This is a genomic window from Olivibacter sp. 47 (assembly GCF_030372825.1).
Lineage (GTDB): Bacteria > Bacteroidota > Bacteroidia > Sphingobacteriales > Sphingobacteriaceae > Olivibacter > Olivibacter oleidegradans.
The window spans coordinates 1,694,493-1,718,840 of sequence record NZ_JAUCNR010000001.1 but is presented as its reverse complement, the minus strand read 5'-3'; the positions used below and the strand labels follow the sequence as shown (position 1 = coordinate 1,718,840).

Genomic DNA, 24,348 nt, shown 5'->3' with positions numbered 1-24,348 from the left:
AATCTATCATAATATGTTAACATGAGAAAGGATTTTTTTAAAAAATCCTTTCTCATTACCAGCTTAAGCGGTGAACCTCGGTTGAATTCCGTCGGTTTCCAAGGGTGCGGTTACTTCTTCCTTTGTGTTATTTACTTCCACCTCATTTGGTTGGATGTCTTCGCGTACCATCGGGCCATGTGCAGCCAATTCGCTTCCGGGCACGCTGGATTTTAATAGGGGCCAAAGGAGCTGTGCGTACCACTCATCACCTTCATAATGAGAAATACCATAAGATTTCGGGTATTGCCGGGTTATTAACGCCGTCCCAAAAATAACATCCCAAAGGAAAAACATATTACCGAAATTTCCTTTGTAATATCCTATCCCATCATCGGTTGTATCTGCATGGTGAGCATGATGGGTTGCCGGTGTGGAAATCGTTCTTTCAAGTATCCATGCAAGTGGATGAAGCCATTTTTTTTCATAAAAAGGTTTATCCCATTTAATACTCGAATGTGCCATTTTAGTAATCAATGACTTTATTCCCTTTGCAAACAAAGCAGGGTAACCTAAACCTAAATACACTAAAATAACTGTTAAGTAAGTTTGCGAGAAAAAGATCGTATAAATAATATTTTGTCTGGATGCCATGGCCATTCCCATATACGAAGCCGAATGGTGTGTTCGATGAAATCGCCAAAGCCAGGGGATTTCATGATGAAGCCGATGATACCAATATTGCGTCAAATCGTCATAAATACAGATAATCACAAAGCCCCAGAAAAAGGGAACCCACTCAAATGCATCCTTTGCGTGCGGTAAAACGAAGGGAACAAGTTTCAACCCAAAATAAGCCACTAACGGCCTTGTCACCAATCTAGGCAAAGCATAGCAGGCAAGGTCAAGTATTTTTTCATTTCGATTCCATTCCTTTCCGTAAAGGCCTAACGAAAACTCAGCAATACCGACAATCAGCGTCAGCACCGCAAGCCCCCATGTGTTTAAATTTTCAAATATGGCTTCAATAAATTGTATCATAATAATGTGTCATTAAGGGATAATGGATAATAGTTCTACACGCATCTACTTAACCCAAGGTTTTTCACCGGTCAAATAGAAATAAAGAAACATGAGCAAAATGGGTAGTGCATAAATAAATATACTAAGCAGGACATTTCTTACAATCCGATCTTTAACTTCTTTTTCCAATTTCATTTCAATACCTCCTATGCAATAAGTTTTTGTAAAAAGCTAATCGTAAAAAAGATAATCAACACGGGAATGGCTGTTACTACAAGGCCTACCAGTATTTTTTTTGCCAACAAAACAATATCTTGAAAAGTCATGTCATTAAATTTTATGTTTATTCAACTCGGTAAGAATTTCTTCTTCCGAACTCAGTCCGTGTTTTTTCCAAACCACCTCTTTTCCCTTGTATAAGATGAGTGTCGGTAATGCGTCCACAGCTAGCGCTTTCGTTAGCTGCTTATTATCGTAGGCTTCGATATTAACCAATTTAAGTTTATCCTTATTTTCTTCCGCTAACTTCTCCACGATCGGTTTCAGTTTTTTACATCCGCCACAATAACGAGATCCGACATCAACTAATACCAACTTTTCTGATGTAATTTGCTCGTTAAATCCTGCCAATGACAAACCATCTCCCACTGTCGATTCAACGGGTTTCCCCTGTGCTATCCATTTACTAAGTCCTCCCGGAAATTCATACACCTCCTTAAAATGCAGTGCGCGCAAAACCGCAGCCAACTTAGCACTTCGCCCGTTGCCAATAGAGTAAATAAATACGGGCGCCTCCTTTCTTAATTTCGATGCTATTGATTTAAACTGCTTTTCATCGGATACATTCAGCGCTCCCTTTACATGATTTTGTATAAACTCTTCTTCAGAACGAGCGTCCAAAATTTGGGGATCAGGTCCGGCAGCCAATAGCTTTTTTTCAAATGTCTCGAAAGGCAATAGGTTAGTTGTTTTTTCTTGTGCCATTACTGCCTCTAGCGTGAACAGTAATAGCACGCCTAAGATTAATTGTCTCATCTTTCTATATCTGATTTATTTGACACCGAGTTATTATTGTTTTGACAATGTATTTCGCCTATCAGCAACATCATCCCAGGTTATATAGGGGTATATATTGTTTTTCTTTGCTTCCTCCTCGAATAACGCTTTCAGCTCCTCGAGTTTAGCGGGATTTTTCTTAGCCAAATCATGTTGTTCATTGAAGTCTTCATGAAGGTTAAATAGCTGCCAGTCGATATGGTTGGGGTCTTCAAAGCTCACATTGCGACTTTTCCCCCCTTTACCATCGGCAATCTTAAAGGCCAAGCTTGCCTTCCAACCGTCTTTATAGATAGCCCGTGAACCGAAAATGTAATAGTATTGGACGGAGTGACGTGATGGAGCGTTCTTTTCAGCAAAAGAATACAACAAAGACGTTCCTTGAATGGTATCCTGTTTAATACCACGGATATACGCAGGCGCTTTAATATTGAGAAATTCCAGCGTGGTGGGCAATAAATCGTTCACATGGCCGTATTGATTCCGAATCCCTCCTTTATCCTGAATCGATTTCGGATAAAAAACAATTAACGGATTTCGTGTTCCGCCCTCTGCGTGCGCATCTTGCTTCCAATATTTAAATGGTGTATTGGCAGCTTGAGCCCACCCTAAAGGATAGTTTCCATTGGTGGCTTGAGGAGTGCCGATCAGATCGAAATTTGCCAGATTGACCTTGAGCGCCTCCTCTTCGCTCAGATCTTGTTGCAGGGCAGCTGTCGGTGAGCGCTTGATGGTACCGTATAAAGTTCCTTCTTTACTGGCTCCGTTATCTCCGAGAATGACAAAAATTAACGTATTATCCAACTGATTGATCTCTTTTAGGTGATTCACTAAACGACTTACTTCATAATCGGTATAAGTTAAATAGCCTGCATAGACTTCAAAAAAGCGAGCATATACCTTTTTCTGGTCAGCCGATAACTTGTCCCAGTCTTTGATATTGGGATTTCGTGCAGGCAAGTTGGCATTAGCCGGTATGATACCCAATTCCTTTTGCCTTTTAAATACTTGTTCTCGGTAATGATCCCAGCCCTTATCAAATTTTCCTTTATATAAATCTCGCCATTTAGCTTCCACCTGATGCGGTGAATGCGTAGCTCCCGGGGCATAATACAAAAAGAAAGGCTTATCCGGGGCAGCGCTTTTCTGTCGGTCGATAAAGCTGATCGCTTTATCGGTTATCTGCTCGCTCAAATGCTTGCCATTGGGCGTGACGTGTGCATTGTCTTCTACTAAATCCGGTTCATATTGGTCTGTTGCCGACCCAAGAAAACCAAAAAAATGTTCGAAACCCTTACCGGAAGGCCATCGGTCAAAAGGGCCTGCATCCGTTGCGTCCTGATCAGGTGTCAATCCGTACTTCCCCACGGCGAAAGTGCTGTAACCCTGTTCTCTTAATATTTCGGCGATGGTACCTTTGTCAGCAGGTATTCGGCCATCCCAGCCCGGAAAGCCAAATGCTGACCATCGGTGGGAGAAACCACCCTCATGTACACGATGGTGATTACGGCCTGTTAGAAGAGCCGCTCGCGTGGGCGCACAGATGGCTGCGGTATGGAAATTGGTATAACGCAAACCATTGTTCGCTAAACTGTCAAAAGTTGGGGTATTAATTAAACCACCGAACGTACTGCTTGCTCCAAATCCAACATCATCCAATAAAATCCAGATGACATTTGGCGCGTTCGAGGGGGCTTTTATGGGGTCTACCCAAGATTCCTTTGAATTCGCATAATTGGTGCCAACAACACCTTTAAAAGGTTCTTGCTGTTGCGTGATATTTTGCCCCTGTACTGCCGAGAGCGTACCTAGCAAAAAGAGAGAAGTATTGATTATTTTCTTCATAATAATAATTGATTATTGGGAGTCATTTTATCTTGCATATACAATGTTTTTAAAAACCGGGGTTTTGTGTTAGCAAATGATTGTTGTCGATTTCTGATTGCGGAATAGGGTATAATTGATGTTTCTCTGCAGCGTTAGTCTTACCCACCTTATGTAGACTTTTTACAAAAACACTGTTGCCCGAAGCATCTTTCTCTCTGATCAGATCAAACCAACGTTGATATTCATATACTAACTCCAGCCTTCGATCAAGGTAAACCGAATCGCGAAATTGATCCTTGGTGAGGCCAGGTGTCAAATCGGGTAGTCCCGCTCTCCTTCGCACGCGATTGATCGACTGATACGCTTTAAGGGTAGGGCCATTCTGCTCATTTTCTGCTTCGGCATGAATCAATAAAAGTTCCGCATACCGAATAATAGGTACATTGGCGGCTGATTCACTTGGGACAGCCGTGGAATTGGGATCCCACCATTTATGAAAAAACGGCGTCGAATCTCCCGGTACGGCGGGGTTGTTAAGCGGAAGCGCATATTGACGTCCGTTCGTCGGACTGATGAAACTGGTAACAAAAGTGACAGATCGGCGTTTATCGGATGGTTTATACAATTTATAGATACTGAAAAAATTATCGCTACCTTCTTTATAATAACGTACCATATGCGCATAGTTCCCTCGCAATCCCGGAACACCGCTCAATATGGCACGTGGATTTTCATTATTACCCTGATTAAGGGAATTTGACTTAAACTGGGCTGAAAAGATGTGTTCCTTCCCATTTTTAAAATCGGGAAGAAATACCTCGGCATAGTTTTCGAAAAGATCGTATCCGTAATTTCCGGTACCACCATCTTGGGCAGAGAGCACTTCTTCAGCTGTTAGCACGGCATTGGCATAATTGTCCTCCAGCTTCAATGGTAAAGATGCTTCCGTTAAATAAACTTTTGCCAATAAAGCTTTCGCAGCGCCAGCCGTTGCCCGGCCGATATCGGGCGCTGCATAGCGATCCGGCAATACTTCCGCAGCTTCCTTTAGGTCCTTTTCAATCTGTGCGTAGACCGCTGTGCTAGGTGTCCGCGCAATTGCATAATCGTTGGCATCAATATAGGTTTCATAACTAAGTACTAATGGAACGTCGCCATACAAGCGAACGAGATTAAAGTAGTATAAGGCACGTAAGAATTTTGCTTCGGCCAGTAACCTGTTTTTTAAACTGCTGTCGAAATCTATGTTGGGGATTTTTGCTAAAGCCACATTGGCACGCTTAATAGCCGCATAATGCTGCTGCCAGATTTCATAAATTCGGAGATTGGTAGATGAGTGGGCCAGAACGGAAAGTGACCGTACATCCGGGTTCGTCGCTCCAGGGCCTGGATCCTCATCATCACCGGCCATGTTCATCCCGGTATTAAATAAGGTGTTGTAAGGTGTTTGAACAGAAGATCCGCCCGAGTTAAGAAAAAAATATACCGCGTTTACCGCATTGAGTGCATCATCCTGTGTCTTATAAAACTGATCTTCCGATATAACGGAGGCGGGCTCCTCTTCCAGAAATTTCTTGCAAGAAGAAAAACTAAGTCCGATAATGAGTATTAAGATATAGCTAAGAATTTTCATATTTCACGCGTTATTTATAATGTCAATGAGAGTCCAAGTTGAAAAGATCGACTATTAGGGTAAACACCTTGGTCAATTCCCTTATTAATTAAAGATTGTTCGTTTAAGCTCACCTCCGGATCAAAGCCCGTATAGTCGGTCCACGTCCATAAATTTTGTGCTGATACATAGATGCGAAGTGAATCGAAGCCGGAATTTCCAAAAACTCGTTTAGGTATGGTATATCCAAATGATAGATTTTTCAAACGGAGGTAAGTTGCGCTTTCAATAAAGCGGTCGGAAATGGTAATTGCCGGGTCTTGAAAAGCAGCCTTTACATCCGTATCGGTGTGGTTAGGCGTCCAGCGGTTTAGCAGCACTTTGGACGCATTTACATAACCGGTACCTAGTTCCAAATTAGCCCGATTGGCATTGTAAATTTTCCCGCCTACAGAACTCTGAAAGAAAACGGATAAATCGAAACCTTTATAAGAAAAGTTATTGGTAAATCCGGCCGTGAATCCAGGTTGATTGGAGATTACAACCCGATCCCCTGCCTGTGTAATTTGGCCATCACCGTCAATATCCTTATATTTTTGTCCACCTGGATTTTTGTTTTGTTGCGGTGTTAGGGGCGTGTCGCCTTCTTGAATGATGCCATCGGTTTGGTAAACGATAAAAGAGCCCAATGGATAGCCTACCTTAGCAATGGAGGGTTGTGAGATTACCGGAATAATTTGATCGACGCCCTCTCCCAAGTCAAGAATCTTGTTTGTATTTTTAGCGAAAACCAAGATAGATTTCCAGGTAAAATCTCCGATCAAATTATTCGAGTTGACATATACCTCTATTCCTTGATTAGACACCGCCCCTATATTCTGATAGATGGTGGATGCTTGTCCGCCTCCGAACTCGGCTAAGCCTGACGTCCCGGGCACGGTACGGCTTAGGAGCAGATCGGTCGTTTTTTTATAATAGTAGTCTGCAACTAAACTGATCCGATTGTTAAAAAAACCTACGTCAATTCCACCGTCAAATTGAAAGGTCTTCTCCCAGCCCAAATCCGGGTTTGGGACCGTGATAGGTGCGAAACCGTGTACGGTTGTATTTGAGAAATTATATCTAAAGTAACTCAATCGCGATAGCGACTGATAGGACGGGATATTTTGGTTGCCTGTTGTACCCGCGCTTAAGCGCAATTTAAGTTGGCTTATCTGTTTTACATTCTTAAAGAATGCTTCATTACTCACATTCCAACCAAACGCCGCTGAAGGGAAATATCCCCATTTATTCCCAGCCCCAAACTTAGAGGATCCATCAGCCCTAAACGTTAGGGTGAATAGATATCGACTGTCATAAGCATAGTTCACTCTTGCCAGATAGGAGGCAAGCGACCATTCATTGGCAATCGAGCTCGGTGTTCTATTGGTTACGCCCGTCCCTAAATTGTTAAAGCTAAAGGCATCGGTCGCAAATCCAGCTGCTTCCGCAACGGTGCCTTCACTGTTCGATTGCTGTGCGGTAAACCCTACCACGGCATTGATCCTGTTCTTTTCACCGATCACCTTGTCGTAACTTAACGTGTTTTCGTTTAACCAGTTGGAGGTAAAAACAGAGCCGACTTGTGCCAAGCCACCTAAATCCAAACCTTCGGCGGTGGTTTTTGGTAAATAACGATTCTGTTTATTATCGACAATGTCGACACCTATCAGCACTTTCGCTTTTAATCCTGTAATGATTTCATATTCACCCGCGATATTCCCCAGCAAGCGATTGGTTTTTGTTTCATTTAACTGATTGTATAGGGAGTTGATAGGGTTCTGTAAACTTGATTCGAAAGGACTATAAATTACATACGAACCGTCGTCCTGATAGATGGGAAGGGACGGGGGGGTCAATAATAAATTAGCGACAACTGCTGTTGGGGCAACATCGGCTTTCGACTGGCTTGCTGAAATATTGCTTGTAAACTTTAATTTTTCATTGTAGTCGTGGGCAACATTTATTCGTCCGGATATTCTTCTAAATCCGGTGTTTTGTAGAATCCCATCTTGATCAAAATAGTTGCCTGAGATAGCTAACCGGGTTTTTTCGCTCCCTGCTAAAATAGACAAATTGTGGTTTTGAATAGGCGCTTCCCGAAAAGCGGCCGCCTGCCAGTCGGTCCCCACGCCACTCGTATCTAATGAATAGCCCGACACCGCTGGGAGCGAAGCTGATTTACCTGAGTTAACGGCCGCATCCTTTCGCAACTGCCACCATTCCCCCGCGTTCAATAAAGGGATGGTTTTTATCACCTCCTGGAAGCCATAGTACCCATCATAATTTATAGAAGATTTATTCCGACTTCCACTTTTAGTAGTGATAATCACCACGCCGTTAGCGCCCCTCGATCCGTAAATCGCAGTTGCCGAAGCGTCTTTCAATACATCAATAGACTCAATGTCAGAGGTGTTAATGGTAGATAAAGGGTTTATTTTGGAACCCGTAGTGACGCCGGCGTCGTTTAGTGAATAGTCGTTATTAAGCGGGAAGCCGTCTATAACATATAAGGGATCACTGCCGGCCGTAATGGAGTTATTCCCCCTTATCTGCACACTCACTCCGCCGCCTGGCTGACCAGAGGTTTGCGTAACAACCACGCCCGGTACAGATCCTTGTAATAGGCGCTCCGGAGAAGCGACAGGTTGGCTCTTTAGCTCTGCCGGAACAGAAGCAACCGATCCCGTCAGGTCACCACGTTTTTGTGTACCATAACCTACCACTACCACGTCTTCCAATTGGTTGAAGTCGGGCTCTAGTCCAATGGCTATTGGACTTCCCGTTGCAATAACTTTCTTAACTTTATAACCAATATAGTTAATGATAAGTGTATAGGGGAACTTTTGTCCGGTGATAAAATTGAATTTCCCATCGCCATCCGTACTAGCTTTATGGGTGGTTCCTTCAATCGAGACAGTGGCGCCCGGGAGTGGCTCTTTCGAGTTACTATCAAACACTTTTCCATCCAGTGTGGAATTGATCAAAGGCTTTGTAACCTGTGCACATAGATTTCCGCTTAAAAATAAAAGAAGAGTTGACAAAAATAGTTGCCATAAATTTTTGTGGAACGGAAAAACAAGCCTATATAGTTTAGCAAAATGATTAATCATTGTATATTATTGTTAGTTGCATACAGCTTCGTAATCGACACGAAGTGATTAGGAAAAGCAAAAGATGAAATCGTTAGAAAATGGAATAATTTGCGGAGATGGGTTGTTAGCAACAACAGGAATAGCACATGGCTGATTGCATAGAATGGATCGTAAAGGCGGGACTATTTAGGCGTTTTTTAATGACCTCTTCCTTCTTTAAGGGCGTTCTTTGTTCAATTGTATTCATTTGTATGTTTTTGCTGATTTTAATAAATAGACTACTTATTTAGTAGACATTAAACTCAACACAAATATACAGGCATGGAACATGCATCGTTAGGAATAAAAACTTCCTATTTAGGCTATAAATTTTACCTATTTGGCCTAAGATCGCTTATGTAATGCTAAAAATCTACTTCAATTCCGAAACGCTTTTTTAATGCTTGTTTTGCGGCATGGTATCCACACATCCCATGCACACCTCCACCGGGAGGCGTTGAAGAAGAACAAATATAAATGTCTTTCGCAGGCGTGCCGTAGGGCGACCACCTCAAAGCGGGTCTGGTATATAATTGTTTAAGATCCATTACGCCTCCATTGATGTCGCCACCTATATAGTTTGGATTGTAGATTTCATAGGCATGTGTATTCATGCATTGCTTGGCAATTATTTGATCTTTAAATCCCGGAGCATATCGTTCTACTTGTTGTTCAATAGCCATGGTCATATCAACAGTTGAACCGTTTGGGACATGGCAATAGGCCCAGGCAATTTGATGATTCCCCATTACGCGGGTGGTATCGAACAAACTCTGTTGGGCAAGCAGTACAAAAGGTCTCTCCGGATGTTTCCCTTCCCAGACTTGTCGTTCTGCATGGGCAATTTCCTGTAGACTATTACCGAGATGTACAGTGCCGGCTTTTCTGCATTGCTCTGACTGAAAGGGTATAGGACCGTCAAGCAACCAATCAATTTTAAAAACACCCATCCCATAGCGATATCTGCCAAGTTGTCTCCGATAGGAGGCATGGAATCGATCCCCTGCAATTTGTATCAATTGCTTTGGCCCTAGATCAAAAAGAAATGCTCGGGCCGTAGGAAGCTTTTTAAGCGAGTCTACATAAAAACTTGTTTCAATGTCCCCGCCAATCGACTTAAAATAAGAAGCCAAGGCATTGGCTATTTGCTGCGATCCGCCTCGGGGAATAGGCCAACCTCCGGTATGACCGGCGATAGATAGCACCAATGCCACCGCCGATGTAGTCATATAATCTAAGGGCAACATGGAGTGAGCCGCCATACCTGCCCATAGAGCTTTCAGTTCTTCGGTTTGAAAGCGTTTTGCGAGTTGCGTTGCCGATAGAAGTGCGTTCTTGCCAAAACGTATGAGCGGGAAAGGATTCGAAGGTATATGAAAAGGGGCTAATAAGTCGCTGATCAGTGTGGGCCATAACTTTGTTAAGGGTTTAAATAAATGAATGTAGGCGTTTTTATCTGTATTGAACTGACCGGATGTTTGCTCTAGTGAAGAAAAAAGCCCTACAGCCTTCCCTCCGTCTAGGGGATGAGCCGCCATAATCGGCGGATTTATGTAAGTTAACCCATGCTGTTCAAGAGGTAACCTCTTGAAAAAGGGAGATTGAAGTGCCATCGGATGTATAGCAGAACATATATCATATATATTTCCTGAATCCATAAATTGTGCGGATCGTAGGCCGCCTCCTATTGTTTCCTTCGCTTCTATCAGTAAAACTTCCAATCCGGCTTTCTGCATGGTGATGGCTGCTGCCAACCCATTGGGGCCGGAACCCACCACAATCGCATCGTAAGAATCCCTTGTCATCTGTAAATAATTAGTTCGTTCGTGTTTGTTTTATTTATGAACCCTTTGTGGTTTAAACACAACCGGATATTGTAAATTACGTGAATAAATTTACATTCCACTGTGTGATGAACATGAAATTTTAAACATGGAGGTTCCTCTTTTATAAAGATAGATGCATGGAATATAAATTTCGAAATGGCAGCGGTAAGCAATAGGCGTTAGACTTGCACAGGCCGCCTCATTATCACCGTGGCAAATTTTATTTAGTATTTAAAAATCGGATCTGTTACTTTTGTAATATTAATTTAGAAAGTGTTATGGGATTACGTATAAAATTTAGGTATATGTTGACCTGTTGTTTGTACGCTTTGTATCTACAAGGGTGTGCAATGGCCACACAGGAAGAAGGACCTTTGACGGCCAAACAGTATCAACAAAAACTAAAAGATAACTCCTCTGAGACTGTTCAGTTGATCGACGTGCGGACTGCTGATGAGTTTGCGGATGGACATCTTGAGCATGCGCTTAACATTGATATTAAGGATAATGATTTCGACAAAGAGCTTAGTCGTTTGGATCGGACAAAGCCTGTATTTGTATACTGCCTGGGAGGAAGTAGAAGTGCAAAGGCAACGGCAACATTAAAAGAGCTTGGATTTAAGGAAATATACGATTTAAAAGGTGGTATTATGGCCTGGAAAAATGAAAATTTGCCTGTAACACCCGGAGAGAAGCCAGTGAAGAAAGACTTATTCACCAAGACAGATTTTGACAAGATTTTGCATGAAAACAAAGTTGTTCTGATTGATTTTTATGCAGATTGGTGTATCCCTTGCAAGGAGATGGAACCGACTTTGAAAAAATTAGCTAAGGAGTATGAAGGAAAGGTGTTCATTTATCGGTTAAATATTGATCAAGCCAAGGCTTTGACCCGTGCGATGAAGGTGGAGGGAATACCGGTTTTTCATCTTTATAAGCAAGGAAAGTTAGTAAAGGAAGCGCAAGGCTTTCAGCAAGAAGAGCAATTGAGAAATTTATTGAAATCTATATAAATAATTCAATCGATACAAAGGGAAACGTTACATTTCCCTTTGTATCGATTGAATCGAGTATTAAAAATTGGTTCCTTCTTTATCCCACCAAAGACGGGTCCCGCCATTGTCGGGGCCTCCTAAAAGTTGGATGGCTTTTTGAACCTCAGCAGCATTTGTATTGTATTCGTTCTGAGGGAAAGGTAGCCTCCTAATCTGTACTTCAGTATCGATCAGGCCTCCACTGTTATTAACAACCACCGGGAAAATCCTCGGATAGCCGGTCCGTCTAAATTCACTCCAAGCTTCCTGACCTTCAGGAAAGATAGCTAACCATTTCTGTGTGATAATGCGCTCCAGTTTTTCTTCTGCTGTCGCGCCTTCGTTCCATTGTACGGTAATGGTTGTCGGTGCGGGGGCATTATTGCGGCTGTTCCGAGGGTCAACATAGGCAATAGGTGTATTGGTGTTATTTTGTATATAAGCGTTGGCTCCTTGTACACCCCATTGACTAAAGGAGCTTTGGATGCCCTGTTCATAAAGAGCCTGTACGGATCCACCGGCATTGGCCCATCCCCGAAGAGCGGCTTCTGCTCTTAGGAAATATACTTCAGCGGCGGTCATCAACATCGGTGCGGTACTTGCGCTAAAGGTAGGCGTACCATCGTTTATGTTGAGCGAAGAATAACCGATATAGGCGTCTTTCGTTAGCCCCGCAGCACCTGCCCGAATCCCTTTGTACTGACCGGTTATGACCTTGTCGGTTGCCTTGTCCATGTATTTGGCTATGCGCGGATCTTTATAGCCCACCATATAAGATTCCAGGGAGGCATTGATTCGGGTATCCCCCCAGTTTTTAGCTATAAAGTAAAGTGGGTTGGAAAAATTGGCATCCGATGGAACCGTTATGCGGAAATTATCGGCGTTATTGTCGATGACACCGCCATTGGCGGGATCCAGTGCCTTTTCAGCTTCGGTTTGCGCCAACTGAGGGTTTGCTTTTACGATACGCATCGCCAAACGTAAACGGAGCGAGTTGGCCAGACGAAGCCATTTTTGGAAGCGTGTTTTGTTATCAACTCCTTGGTAGACCAGGTCTGCCTCCCCGATATTCGCAGGCACCTGTGTTGTGTCGGTACCGTTATTGAAGGTTAATAATAAATTACGTGCCGTATCGAGTTCCAGAAACAGACGTTTATAAATATCTTCCTGACTATCATAGGGAATACTGCCGGTAATACCTACACCGCTGTATGGAATAGGGCCGTAGATATCAGTTACACGGCTGGTTGCTTCTGCCTTTACTACCAGGGCGGCTGCCCATACTGCCGGATATGTTTCTGCAAGGCCGTTGTTTTTAAGCTTATTCAGCGAATTCAGAACGTTTACATAAAGCACTTTGAAAGGTTCACCGTTCCAGCCGTTGACCATCGCATAATTGAGGTTGTTCTGTCCGCTGTTAAAAGGTGTGGGTGACATAAAATAGCCACTGTAAACATCGGCATTCAGATTCTGCTGCACCTGGTACGAATTCGGATCGCCGCCACCTGAAAAATTATAGATAGACATTTGCGCCTGACGGAAGAAAATTTCCAGATCCTGACCATTCGGCTTCAGATCTTCATCCGAAACGCCGGTATTATTGGTGTTGAGATCCTCAAAATCTTTTGTACAGCTGCTAAATCCGATCGCCAACGCTGTAAAAAGGACCATATATTTATTCAAAATTTTTGTCGTATTCATTAGAAAGTTGCATTTAGTGTTAAACCATAGCTGCGTGTAGCGGGCATCATGAAGATATCCAGACCGCTCAATGTATTGCCGGTTGACATCGTTACCTCGGGGTCAAAAGGAGCCTTTTTGTAGAAATAGATAAGGTTTCTTCCAACGGCTGACACTTTCAGGTTCTTGATAAATCCTTCTTTCAATGGGATGTCATATCCGAGTGTAAGTTCGCGTAGACGGACTACCGTTCCATCATAGATATAATTGCTGGTTACAGGCCCGATACCACCGGTTGAAGTATACCAAACCTGCGGATCGATCATATTCACTGCGTTGCCTTGCGGATCTACACCGTTGATGGATACCCCGCCTGCTAAACGCGCATCGCCGGTCGCCTTTGATACGCCATAACCGTCCATAACGGATTGGGTTACGCACAGGACATCATAGTTGAACTTTCCGTCAATTAAAAATGAAAGCGAAAATTTCTTATAACTTAAATTGTTGTTCCACCCCATTTGCCAGAGCGGATTGGCGTTACCAAGCTTGGTATATTCCGAATTTTTCAAGGGGATGCCGTCCGCGCTGATCATAATTCTGCCCTGATCATCCCGTTGGAAATCCTGCCCGTAGATATCGCCAAAAGAGCCTCCAACTTCAAATTTTGAAGCAAAGTTATTTCTACTTTCACCCGTTAAAGCAAACTCCTGAATGTTATCGGAAAGTTCGATGATTTTGTTTTTGTTATAGGAATAATTCAGGCTCGTTGTCCAGTTGAAATTTTCTGATCGAATGGCATCGAAACTGATGAGTGCTTCAACACCCTGATTCTGGATGTTTCCTGCATTGATTGCGTAGGTGTCATAGAATGAAGCCTGACTGGCGGCAATTTTAAAGAATTGATTTTTTGTGTTCGTCTTGTAATAGGTTAAGTCTACCCCCAAGCGGCTATCAAAGAATTTCCATTCCGTACCGATTTCCAACGAGTTGGTAATCTCCGGTTTCAACTCTTTCAGGAAGGTAGTGGTGTTCATTCCGATTACACCGTATGGATTCAATGTGTTCAACAGATAGGTAGTATATGGAGGAAGATCATTACCGACCTGGGCGTACGAACCACGGATTTTCGCGAGATTGATAAAATCCGGGAAGTTGAGTTTTTCATTCAGGGCAAGTCCCAAACCTACAGACGGGTAGAAGAAGGAGCTGTTATTCGTGAAACTCAATGTACTCGACCAGTCGTTTCTCGCGGTAAGATCCAAAAATACCCAGTTGTCATAGGACAGGTTCGCACTGGCAAATATAGATTGCAATTGCCTTCTATTTCTGGCTAGGGTGCTGATATTTGGTGTTTCGGAGTTTTGCATGGTAAACACATTAGCGGTTGATAAACCGGCCGTGCCGCTGTTGTAATTTGACCCTTCTGTTTTCCAATCAGTAATGCTTGTACCTACTACACCGGTAATGCTTAGTTTATCCGCCACCTGGAAGTTCATGTTGGCGATCAAATCGGCATACTGTTGCGTAATTGTGGTATTTGTATAATTATAGGCGCCACCCGGGCGAGCTAAAATGTTATGTGTGCCGGCAAAGATCTTTGTTTCGTATACTTCACTGGTACGATCAAGACTTCCGCGTGCCTGAACAGAAAGCCAGGGAGCCACTTTGTATTTGGCGCTGGCATTCAGTAATAACCGGTTTCTGTTCGAATAGTTCTGGTTGCGGTTAACAATCCACCAAGGGTTCTGTTGAGTGGTTTCGCTGTCCGAAAGAAATGGCCAGTTCTGATCATTCAGGTTTTTCTGTGCGTTGAATTGCTCAAAGGTCTTATAAGGGGCAATATCCATGCCCCGTGGAAATAGGTACAATCCTACCATCGGATTGAAATAGAAGCCCGTTTGCGGTGCATTATCCAACTTCTGGGAGATGTAGTTCGCACCGGCCGAAACCTGTAGTTTGTCGTCCAAAAAATTAGCCGTTTCCTTAAAGTTGAGGTTATGTCTACTTAGGTCGTTGTTGGGCTGTATACCCTTTGCCTGTGTATTGGCATACGAAAAATAGGTCTGCATTTTATCATTGCCGCCAGACAGGCTCAGCGAGTTTGTTAGATTACTTCCTGTTCGCAGAAACGCAGACACATTATCGTACTTCCTGCTGTCAGTTGCGGCACCCCAGCTGTTTAAGGAAGAGGTATTGGAAACCCCATCCATTCCCTGGCCGAAGCTGTTCTGGAATTCAGGCGTGTAAGCTGCTCGATCTATTAAAGCGCTGGAAGAGAAGTTAATGACCGCTCTGCCGGATTTACCGGATTTGGTAGTGATCAGAATAACCCCATTTGCTGCCTGACTGCCATATAAAGCGGCCGCTGAGGCACCTTTCAGGACTGATATGTTCTCAATATCCTCTGGATTAATTGTAGAAATGGGATCTCCGGGATCACGTTCACCTCCGAACACATTCCCCGGTTGTGCACCGGTTGTATTGTTATTAATAGGCACACCGTCTATCACATATAATACCTGATTGTTTCCGGAGGCCGATTTGTTCCCACGGAGTACAACTTTGGCCGAACCTCCCGGTCCGGACGAGCTAGGAGCAATATTAACACCCGCCACTTTACCATTCAGCGTATTAATGAGATTCGGGCTTTTTGCTTTATTTAATTCCTCAGCACCGACCTGTTGGGTGGAATAGGTCAGCGATTTTTGCGCCCGGTTAATACCAAGTGCAGTTACTACCACACCTTCAAGCTCTTGTGCCGAAGCGGTTAGCGTAATATTTAAGGTAGTGGTCTGCGCATTGATCGGCATCGTTCTGGCGTCATACCCAATAGAACTGATACTTAAAGAGCTGGCATTTTCGGGTACATTTAGCTGAAATTTGCCATTGACATCAGTTGATGTAGCGATATTGGTTCCGACCACTTTAATAGTTGCTGCGATAATAGGAGATTGATCCTGTGCATCGGTTACTGTACCCGTTAGTTGTCGTGTTTGTGCAAATGCACTCAAATGGGGCATAGTTAACATTAAAATCGCAAAAAACAGCGATTTCAATGAACACAACGTTTGGTTATTGATTTTCATTGGAATGAATTTGTTTTTTAATGGCAATGAAGCTTGCATAAATTATTCATTTGCATTTGTTTATTCATTTCGTGTCTAATCCAAAGGTGTTATTCATGAACATTTATGTTCAATGGTATCATGAGCTCATGTCACTCGGTTCGTGCTACCTTCGGCGGTTCAATGACATTCATGAACTCACTACGTTCAGTTATTTACTGTCTTCAGTATTGCAATTTATGCAGGTTTCATCTGTGTTACATTTTATGATATAAAAGTTCTTTCGATAAAGCCTCACGCTTTACCGTTGCATTCCCGCCTGTGCTATATTTGGCAGGTCCAGTTTATCATAATCTTAGGTTTGAAGGGTTATCGCCTCAACGGGAGGGGGATTCGTATGAGGTGCAAACGTGTAAAAAGTTGAAACAGGTAAAAGGGTATATTGCCAGTTGGTTGCTGACAACAAATAGAGATTAAATTGGGTGAATCTCAGTTTTGAAAAATAGTTAGCCATGTGTGATAATAAAACGCCATACATAATCTTTTCGCATCAACGGTTCCGTGCACGCAGAAAGAAATCTCAGAAAAGTAAAATGTGTTTGTTTTAGTATGTTGTTAAAAGCTTTTAGCAAGCATACGGTTCAAAGGTAGGATTTAATTTAATAAGTACGAATACGGGTCTCGTTTTTTGAGAAAATAACGAGAAATGTTACAAAGATAAATCCTTTACGGCGCTCAGGTTGAGAATAAAAATGATTGGGTAAAGGATTTATCCTTTATTTACTCTTCTAAATGTGCGTCTACAGCAATATTTGTATTTAACAATTTAGAGATGGGACAGTTCTTTTCTGCATCGGTTACCAATTCATCTAACTTCGTTTTAGGAATACCGGGGATTTTTGCCCGAACCGTTAGAAAAGAGCTCGTAACGCTTCCGTCCTTTAATTCGATGTTACAGGTAGTTTCCAACTTTTCTACTTCAAAACCTGCCGCATCAATGTTAAAGGCAAGTTTCATGGTAAAACATCCGGCATGAGCTGCCGCGACGAGTTCTTCCGGATTGGTGCCTTTTGCATCTTCGAAACGGGTTTTATAGGAGTAAGGAGTTTCCTCAAGTACATTACTTTGTGTGGTTAGTGTGCCATTTCCTTCTTTTCCTGTTCCTTGCCAAACGGCCGTTGCGCTTCTTTTCATTTTAAAATTGTCTTAATTTTTCTATAAAGTTTGATTAACAACAAATATAATGCAGTTTTGTTTCTTTCAAAGAAGTACATAAGGTCCGATCTTGAGCAAGGTGGAAGCTTCGAACGAATTAATTATTTACAGATGAAATCGAGATGTAAACCGGACGCATATTAAAATAAATAATAGGATGAAATTGAATTTATTACGTTTTGTTTTTCTTTCTTGTTTAAGTATGTTGACTTTGACGGCCCAAGCCCAGAAAATCGATAAAGAATTTCGAAGTTTTTACAAGGGGCTTCAGCGAAATATAGAGACGGATAGAGTGGATGCGATAACAAATATCGTACATTTTCCTTTACAAACGATTTATTGGGTAGACGAGCTGAATAACCTAAGTGAAGAAGAAAAGCGAGATGGTTTATTAGAGTCTGAGGATTTTGATCGTTATCGATCGGTTATCTTCAATGAAGATGTAAAGCGAATAATTCCCCGGCGACAAGTGGAGCAAGTGCAGCAAATTGATATTGAATCGAGTGGCGACTATTATAAAAGGCTTGCTGAATTAATTGACCCTGGTAGTACGTTGCTGGAACTGTACTGCCAATACGGAGAATATGATACAGTAGGAGATAATTATTTTGCTTTTGTATTTGGCAAAGTCAATGGCGAATACCGGATACTTGCCTATTATACGGACACAAGAGTTAAAGAGTAGGGGGTTAAAATACCCCCTGTATAATTCTTTTGGTCGGTTCCGGGTTACCCATTGTGTAAAAATGCAATACAGGTGCTCCCATTTTTATAAGGTCTTTACACTGCTGGATCATCCATTCAATGCCAACATCTTTTACCTCTTTTTCACTTTTGCAGGCTTGTACGGCCTTGCTTAACTCTAAAGGTATATCCAAATGGAAAACCTTCGGCAGGCTTGTAAGCTGTTTACTGGTGGTAAGGGGCTTTAATCCCGGAATAATGGGGATGTTAATATCGTTAGCACGGCATTTATCAACAAAGGCTTTATATTTATTGACATCAAAGAACATCTGGGTCACAATAAAATTGGCGCCTAGATCCACTTTTTGTTTCAGGTATTGGAAATCAGTTTCAAGGTTCGGCGCTTCGAAATGCTTCTCTGGATATCCCGCCACCCCAATGCAGAAATCGGTCTTCTCAGTATTGTCCATATAGTCATGCAAGTATTGACCATTATTCATGTTAACGACGTGTTGTAGCAGATCGGATGCATAGGCGTGGCCTCCGGGAGTTGGCACAAAGGAGCTTTCGCTTTTTCGTGCATCGCCACGTAGTACAAGAACGTTATCAATACCTAAAAATTGTAAATCAATTAAAGCATTTTCCGTTTCTTCTTTTGTAAATCCACCACAGATAAGATGTGGTACGGCATCTACCTTGTATTTATTCATAATAGCTGCACAGGTTGCAACGGTACTTGGCCGTTTGCGATATGCCACCTTTTCCAGCAAACCGTTTGGATGTTGCTTGTAAATATAGTCTTCTCTTAAATAAGTAACATCGATAAAAGGGGGATTGAACTCCATTAAGGGATCAATGGTATTAAAGATGCCTTGAATACTTTGCCCTTTGATGGGAGGGAGCAGTTCGAAGGAGATGAGGGTTTTGTTTTTCGCGTTTGAGATATGATCTGTTATTTTCATTAATTGGTTATTCGTTGTTAGTTATTTGTTGATCGTTTAAATTTCGATTTAGCTTCAGAAAGCCTCTATAATATCTTATGAACCCGTTAAGTAATTTCTTGCATTTTTCGACTAGATGTAAGCAAAAATTAAGATGTTCTTGGCATAAATATGTTAAATCAAAAGATAATATTAATTGTGTTTCTAATTCGTAAAGTGAGCCTCTAGCAATATAAAAGAATTGTAAGCTATCTTTTGGACTGTTTCTGCCACATCCTTCAGCGATATTGGATGGAATTGAAACAGCACTTCGTTGAATCTGGTTTGTTATTCCGTATTGTTCTTCTTTAGGAAAGTTTTTTGTTGCTAGATATATTTCTTTTACTAGTCCTCTGGTCTCTTTCCATACGTCGAGTTCAGTATAAGGTTTGTTGCCACTTTTCATTTTAATGTTCTTATTTTGGTTAATTTGTATTTATGTATCGCTCAAAATAATCATTATGCAACTTTTTTACACTAATAACTTTTAGTTAGGTTAACCAACAACCAATAACTAACAACTAATAACCAATAACTAACACCAACAACCCGCAACTAATACCCCAAATTCGGGCCCAACCATCTTTCAACGACCTCTACCGTTTCATTCTTCCGTTTGGCATAGTCTTCTATTTGATCTTTTCCTAACTTCCCAACACCGAAGTACCTGGATTCAGGATGGGAGAAATAGAAACCGCTAACGGCAGCGGTTGGATGCATGGCTAAACTTTCGGTTAGGTAAATGCCGGTGTTCTCTTCGGCATCTAAAATATTGAAAAGCGTAATTTTCTCTGTATGTTCCGGACAGGCAGGGTATCCTGGTGCCGGGCGGATTCCGGCATATTGTTCCTTGATCAACTCTTCATTACTAAGTTGTTCATCGCTGGAATAACCCCAGTATTCTTTGCGCACCATTTCGTGCATCTTTTCGGCGAAAGCTTCAGCCAGTCGATCAGCCAAGGCTTTTACCATAATGCTGTTATAATCGTCATAATTCTTTTCATATTGGGCGACAAGTTCATCACAGCCAATACCGGTGGTAACGGCAAAGCCTCCCCAATAATCATTTACGCGACTGCCGACCGGAGCAATAAAATCCGATAAGGCATAATAGGGTTGGTCTTTTGCTTTTTCCGCCTGCTGACGTAAGGTATGGATCCGTGTTAGTATTTCCTTTCGCTCTTCATCCTTATATAAAACGATATCATCGCCAGTAGCGTTAGCCGGCCAAAAGCCAATCACACCTTTAGCGGTTAACAATTTGTTGGAGACGATTTCTTGTAATAACTTTTTCGCATCATAAACAGTTTGCTTGCTTCTGTACCGACGGTTTTATCGGTTAAAATACGAGGATAGCTGCCGCGTAGCTCCCACGTATGGAAGAAGGGAGTCCAATCGATATAAGGTAATAAATCGTCAAGCGGAAAGTCATCAAACACCTTAGTGCCTAAAAAGGCGGGTTTGGGAGCTTGGTAGCTTTCCCAATTAATTTGAAATCTCTTTGCTCTCGCTTCTTCAATAGGTACTAGCTTTTTCTCCGATTTCTTTCGAAGGTGATTCTCTCTGGCTTGATCGTATTCGGCGCGAATAGTGGCAGCATAACTCTCTTTACTTTCCGGGTTGAGTAAGTTACTGGCAACGGTAACACTACGGGAAGCATCTAATACATGCACAATGGTGCCCGAATAATTAGGAGCGATTTTTACGGCTGCATGAATACGGGATGTGGTGGCCCCTCCGATCATAATCGGAATTTTAAAACCTTCTCGTTCAGCTTCTTTGGCAACATGCACCATTTCATCAAGGGAGGGTGTGATAAGACCACTCAAACCTATAATATCAACTTGGTGTTTTCGGGCTTCGTCCAATATTTTTTGGCTAGGTACCATAACGCCTAAGTCGATTATTTCAAAGTTGTTGCAGGCTAGGACCACGCCGACAATGTTTTTTCCAATATCATGCACATCCCCCTTTACCGTAGCCATCAGAATCTTGCCCGCATTTTTTCTGTCGCCGGCCGAAGGGTTCTTCGCTTTTTCGGCTTCAATGAAAGGCAGTAAGTAAGCAACAGCTTTCTTCATGACGCGAGCCGATTTCACAACCTGGGGTAAAAACATTTTTCCCGCTCCGAAAAGATCGCCCACGATATTCATTCCGTCCATTAATGGACCTTCGATGACTTCCAAAGGACGAGGGTACTTTAGGCGGGCTTCCTCCACATCGTCGTCCAAAAATTCGATAATTCCTTTAACCAACGCATGTGATAATCGCTCTTCAACCGGGCCGCTGCGCCACTCGGCACTTTTTACTTCTGCCTTATCTTTACTTTTAACGGTTTCTGCAAATTCGACTAGGCGCTCGGTAGCATCTTCCCGACGATTGAGTAAGACATCCTCCACATAAGTTAGTAGGGTTGGATCTATTTCTTCGTATACTTCCAACATGCCGGCATTCACGATGCCCATATCTAACCCGGCTTTGATGGCGTGATATAAGAATGCTGCATGCATCGCTTCACGAACAACATTATTGCCTCTAAAGGAGAAAGATATATTACTTACACCGCCACTCACCTTCGCCAGCGGCAGATTTTGCTTGATCCATTGGGTCGCGTTTATAAAGTCGACCGCGTAATTATTGTGCTCTTCTAAGCCGGTAGCAACGGTTAAGATGTTGGGATCAAAAATAATGTCTTGTGGAGGAAAGCCTACCTCATTTACAAGTATATCGTAAGAACGCTTACATATTTCGATGCGGCGTTCGTACGAATCAGCTTGGCCAACTTCATCAAAAGCCATAACTACAACAGCGGCGCCGTAGTGCATAATGGTCGTAGCTCGTTCCTTGAACAAATCTTCCCCTTCTTTCAGAGAAATGGAATTGACGATGCCTTTACCTTGTAAGCATTTCAAACCTGCTTCAATGACTGACCATTTTGATGAGTCGACCATGATAGGAAGCTTGGCAATGTCCGGTTCGGAAGCAATGAGATTCAAGAAGCGGGTCATAGCGGCTTCTGAATCCAACATTCCCTCGTCCATATTGACATCAATTACTTGCGCTCCGCCTTCTACCTGTTGGCGGGCAACTGATAACGCCGCTTCAAAATCGCCGCTGAGAATGAGTTTGGCAAATTTGGGCGAACCAGTTACATTGGTCCGCTCGCCAATATTCATAAAGACGCTATCTGGGGTATAGGTAATGGGTTCTAAGCCGCTTAAACGTAAAAACGGCTCCGGTTTCGGTACTTTTCTTGGTTTTGCTTTCGCCGCTTTATCGGCAATACACCGAATATGTTTTGGCGTGGTACCACAGCATCCACCAACGATATTGACAAAGCCACTTTCAATAAAATCTTCTATTAAGTGCGCAGTTTCGTGCGGTTGTTCGTCGTAACCGCCAAATTCATTTGGTAATCCGGCATTGGGATAAGCGGAAACATAACAGCCCGCTTTTTCTGAAAGCTCTTCAATATGCGGACGCATTTCTTTTGCTCCCAAGGCGCAGTTGAGACCTATACTTAGGATATTTCCATGGTTAATAGAATTAAGGAAAGCCTCTACGGTTTGACCGGAGAGTGTTCTGCCACTGGCATCGGTAATGGTGCCGGAGATCATGATATCGATCGATTCACTGCGTTTACCGGCCGCTTTTAATTCGTTTTCATATTGGATGATAGCAAAAATGGCTGCCTTGGCATTCAGGGTGTCGAAGATCGTTTCAATCAGCAGGATATCAGCACCGCCATCAATCAAGCCACGTACTTGTTCATAATAAGCATTTACTAGATCGTCGAATGTTACTGCCCGATAACCGGGATCGTTAACATCGGGCGACAAGGACGCGGTTCTGTTGGTTGGACCGATTGCACCCGCTACGAAGCGGGGTTTCGCCGGATTTTTGTGTGTAAACTGCGTGGCAGCCTCTTTGGCAATTCGAGCTCCCTCGTAGTTTAACTCATACACCAAAGATTCCATTTGGTAATCTGCCATTGATATTACCTGCGAGCTAAAAGTGTTCGTCTCAATAATATCAGCGCCAGCTTCGAGGTAAGCCTCATGTATCTCTTTTATGATAAGCGGCTGGGTTATGTTCAGTAAATCATTATTGCCTTTTACTTCACAGGGGTGATTTATAAACCGTTCGCCACGGAAATCAGCTTCGCTGAGTCCATAGGGTTGAATCATCGTGCCCATTGCACCATCGATGATCAAAATGCGTTTGTTCAATTCTTCTCTAATACTCATACGGCACTTAAACCATATACAGGTTGTTATCTATCTCCCAAATAGATATTTTATCGTTAAAATGATGCTTGCATTGAGAAAAAGCCTAGAAAATGACTTTTGCTTATCTTTCCCGATATTGAATCAGGTAGAATGTAGCACCTTGTAAGCACAGGTTGCCAAGACTTCGCAGGGTCTAATCCCTCCGTCTTTCTCAATAAGCATTGCAAATGTCGGTAATAATTTGATGATTATCAAATGTTATTTGAATGATGTGGTTAGGCGAATTTTTTAAAATGCTGCTGTCCGGTCTATTGGCCGTCTATTCATCCATAGGGATCATATGTTTAAGTTTCTGACCGGATTGGCTGTCTTTGCAGATTAATTCAATATAATCAACGTTTGGTTTAAAGAGCGAGCCACCATTGATCCGCACAAATATACGTTTAACGATAGCCGGCTTATTGTTAATGGAAGTAAAGGCTTCATATTGTTTGCTTAAAGGGCAATAAGCCAAACGGAAGGGGATGCTTTTACATGAAGTTAAGCGGATTTCGTATTCATTATCGCTTACCTTTTTGTGGTCAATTCCATAGGCAAATTTTCGTTGAATATAGGATAGATCTTTCCGCTCGCCATCTTCTTCATATAAGATCCAATAGGCGCTAACGGGCTCATCTTCGTCAATTTTACCATCTTTTTTGTTCAGCGTATAAACGACCGTGTTCTTGTTGGGATCGCGTTGTAGATAAAATAATTGCTCCTTTTCATTCGGAACCGGCAACTTCGTCTTGTCTACTTGTTTGCTGGAATTGTTGCTGGAATCCTGTGCACATACATGATTGCCATAAAGAGAGGATGCAACCAATAATAAAACAAAAGTCTTCATAGGCCATTGGTTTAATATGATGCTTTAATTTATTATCTTTTTGGATTTAGGAGCAAGCTTTGTACCAAACTTAACG

At 42.4% G+C, this 24,348-nt stretch carries 14 protein-coding genes, 1 pseudogene and 1 riboswitch; of the genes and pseudogenes, 2 read left to right on the top strand and 13 right to left on the bottom strand.

Going from position 1 to position 24,348, the window contains the following annotated elements:
* Positions 1 to 63: 63 nt before the first annotated feature.
* The 6 genes from QT327_RS07620 to QT327_RS07595 form a co-directional block, all read right to left on the bottom strand.
* Positions 64 to 1,020: a sterol desaturase family protein gene (locus QT327_RS07620; protein WP_130858538.1), complete on the bottom strand. Its 957-nt coding sequence runs from the start codon at positions 1,018 to 1,020 to the stop codon at positions 64 to 66.
* 312 nt (positions 1,021 to 1,332) lie between these two features.
* Entirely contained in the window at positions 1,333 to 2,037 is a 705-nt protein-coding gene (locus QT327_RS07615; protein WP_289552527.1) for a thioredoxin domain-containing protein, read from the bottom strand.
* Positions 2,038 to 2,070: 33 nt separating this feature from the next.
* Positions 2,071 to 3,903 carry an arylsulfatase gene (locus QT327_RS07610; protein ID WP_289552525.1) on the bottom strand — a complete coding sequence of 611 codons (1,833 nt, stop codon included), beginning with the start codon at positions 3,901 to 3,903 and terminating at the stop codon, positions 2,071 to 2,073.
* A gap of 49 nt (positions 3,904 to 3,952) precedes the next feature.
* Positions 3,953 to 5,518 carry a RagB/SusD family nutrient uptake outer membrane protein gene (locus QT327_RS07605; protein WP_289552524.1) on the bottom strand — a complete coding sequence of 522 codons (1,566 nt, stop codon included), beginning with the start codon at positions 5,516 to 5,518 and terminating at the stop codon, positions 3,953 to 3,955.
* Between the two features lie 14 nt (positions 5,519 to 5,532).
* Positions 5,533 to 8,649: a SusC/RagA family TonB-linked outer membrane protein gene (locus tag QT327_RS07600; protein ID WP_289552523.1), complete on the bottom strand. Its 3,117-nt coding sequence runs from the start codon at positions 8,647 to 8,649 to the stop codon at positions 5,533 to 5,535.
* 386 nt (positions 8,650 to 9,035) lie between these two features.
* Complete coding sequence (locus QT327_RS07595; protein ID WP_289552521.1) at positions 9,036 to 10,475, bottom strand: phytoene desaturase family protein; 1,440 nt, start codon at positions 10,473 to 10,475, stop codon at positions 9,036 to 9,038.
* Positions 10,476 to 10,846: 371 nt separating this feature from the next.
* Here QT327_RS07595 and QT327_RS07590 point away from each other — a divergent pair, with 371 nt between their 5' ends.
* On the top strand, positions 10,847 to 11,509 hold the full coding sequence (locus tag QT327_RS07590) for a thioredoxin domain-containing protein (RefSeq protein WP_289552520.1): 663 nt from the start codon (positions 10,847 to 10,849) through the stop codon (positions 11,507 to 11,509).
* A 60-nt stretch (positions 11,510 to 11,569) separates the two neighbouring features.
* Here the strand turns inward: QT327_RS07590 and QT327_RS07585 are convergent, their stop codons facing one another.
* From QT327_RS07585 to QT327_RS07575, 3 genes are all read right to left on the bottom strand, one after another.
* Positions 11,570 to 13,231 (bottom strand): RagB/SusD family nutrient uptake outer membrane protein, encoded by a 1,662-nt coding sequence (locus tag QT327_RS07585; protein ID WP_013663696.1) that lies wholly within the window; start codon positions 13,229 to 13,231, stop codon positions 11,570 to 11,572.
* Complete coding sequence (locus QT327_RS07580) at positions 13,231 to 16,299, bottom strand: SusC/RagA family TonB-linked outer membrane protein (RefSeq protein ID WP_289552519.1); 3,069 nt, start codon at positions 16,297 to 16,299, stop codon at positions 13,231 to 13,233. The genes QT327_RS07585 and QT327_RS07580 overlap by 1 nt, the downstream gene beginning before the upstream one ends.
* A gap of 759 nt (positions 16,300 to 17,058) precedes the next feature.
* Complete coding sequence (locus tag QT327_RS07575; protein ID WP_013663694.1) at positions 17,059 to 17,472, bottom strand: OsmC family peroxiredoxin; 414 nt, start codon at positions 17,470 to 17,472, stop codon at positions 17,059 to 17,061.
* Positions 17,473 to 17,650: 178 nt separating this feature from the next.
* On the opposite strand from QT327_RS07575, the gene QT327_RS07570 reads away from it, so the two are divergent.
* The gene (locus QT327_RS07570; protein WP_289552518.1) at positions 17,651 to 18,178 is read left to right on the top strand and encodes a hypothetical protein; all 528 of its coding nucleotides are present in this window, start codon (positions 17,651 to 17,653) and stop codon (positions 18,176 to 18,178) included.
* Between the two features lie 4 nt (positions 18,179 to 18,182).
* Here QT327_RS07570 and metF read toward each other — a convergent pair whose 3' ends face one another.
* The 4 genes and pseudogenes from metF to QT327_RS07550 all read right to left on the bottom strand — a co-directional run bounded on the left by metF (position 18,183) and on the right by QT327_RS07550 (position 24,272).
* Positions 18,183 to 19,139 carry a methylenetetrahydrofolate reductase [NAD(P)H] gene (gene metF, locus QT327_RS07565; RefSeq protein ID WP_130858529.1) on the bottom strand — a complete coding sequence of 319 codons (957 nt, stop codon included), beginning with the start codon at positions 19,137 to 19,139 and terminating at the stop codon, positions 18,183 to 18,185.
* Between the two features lie 7 nt (positions 19,140 to 19,146).
* On the bottom strand, positions 19,147 to 19,563 hold the full coding sequence (locus QT327_RS07560; protein ID WP_130858528.1) for a four helix bundle protein: 417 nt from the start codon (positions 19,561 to 19,563) through the stop codon (positions 19,147 to 19,149).
* A gap of 149 nt (positions 19,564 to 19,712) precedes the next feature.
* Positions 19,713 to 23,404 (bottom strand): annotated as a pseudogene (metH, locus tag QT327_RS07555) (methionine synthase).
* 100 nt (positions 23,405 to 23,504) lie between these two features.
* Positions 23,505 to 23,607, bottom strand: a riboswitch (SAM riboswitch).
* Positions 23,608 to 23,705: 98 nt separating this feature from the next.
* A complete protein-coding gene (locus tag QT327_RS07550; protein ID WP_289552516.1) occupies positions 23,706 to 24,272 on the bottom strand; it encodes a DUF4833 domain-containing protein in 567 nt (188 codons plus the stop codon).
* Positions 24,273 to 24,348: the final 76 nt, after the last annotated feature.